Annotated in this window: 1 protein-coding gene; it reads left to right on the forward strand. The window is 30.2% G+C overall.

Features of this window, described 5'->3' with window-relative positions:
* The first annotated feature begins 174 nt into the window (after positions 1–174).
* A complete protein-coding gene (locus ACLWS4_RS37190; protein WP_014097097.1) occupies positions 175–696 on the forward strand; it encodes a hypothetical protein in 522 nt (173 codons plus the stop codon).
* Positions 697–858 lie beyond the last annotated feature (162 nt).

An 858-nucleotide genomic window follows, 5' to 3' on the forward strand; every position in this document is an offset into this window, starting at 1 on the left:
TCTAGAAGATATATCAAGTATTGTACAAGGAGTAATGCAACAAAATCGAAAAATCTTAATAGAACGTGGAACAGTCGGTTCCTATCAAATATCTGGAACGGTAAATGGAATTGAATATATAATAGGAATAAAAAACGGAAGAATTGGACAATTATATCCAAAGTAGGTGAGTTCATGTTAAAAATTAATACATTTATCAAAAAACCTAATCTTGAAATAAACAATTTGGAAGATATGCTAGAAAATCCAAATAAATATTTCATAAGAGTTGACAATGAAACAGAAATTAAAAATCTCTCCCAAGAGATAGATTTCGATTATATAAATGGCGCTATTACAATTCAATATTATGATCAATTCATAATGGATTTCAGCTTGTGGGATTTAGTTGATCAATTATGGAGCTATTTTATTAAGTTAGTAGAAGACGTATTACAAACTGGGTATGGTACTACTTTTTTTCCTGACCAGCCAGTTAAAATTGAAATGAAGAATATCTCACAGGATATGGTGCTATTTAGATTGGCAGAGGGAGAAATCATCAGTGTAGCATTGCCCAGACAAGAATTCTTAATTACGATATTAAAGAGCGCTCATATGTTTTTCAATAAATTAATGTCATCCTTTGATGGAAATGTAAATTATAGTTATGAAATCAATAAAATAAAAGAAATTCAGGAACAATTACAACATTGATTATATAAGTACATGAGTGATGTTCATTATAATTTAATTGTACCTTATATGCATTTAAATCCATGTCAAATTGCTTTACTCTGAATTATTCATATCCAGAATAGCGTCATCCCCGCCCTCAAAAAACTGGAGAACGCCATTGGCTATTTGTTGGAAGACGCA

Source organism: Kitasatospora sp. SC0581 (assembly GCF_048159585.1).
Classification (GTDB): domain Bacteria; phylum Actinomycetota; class Actinomycetes; order Streptomycetales; family Streptomycetaceae; genus Kitasatospora.

What these genes read in the sequence shown, in the direction of transcription:
- ACLWS4_RS37190 (WP_014097097.1), top strand. Translation starts at nt 175, where the DNA reads ATGTTAAAAATTAATACATTTATCAAAAAACCTAATCTTGAAATAAAC.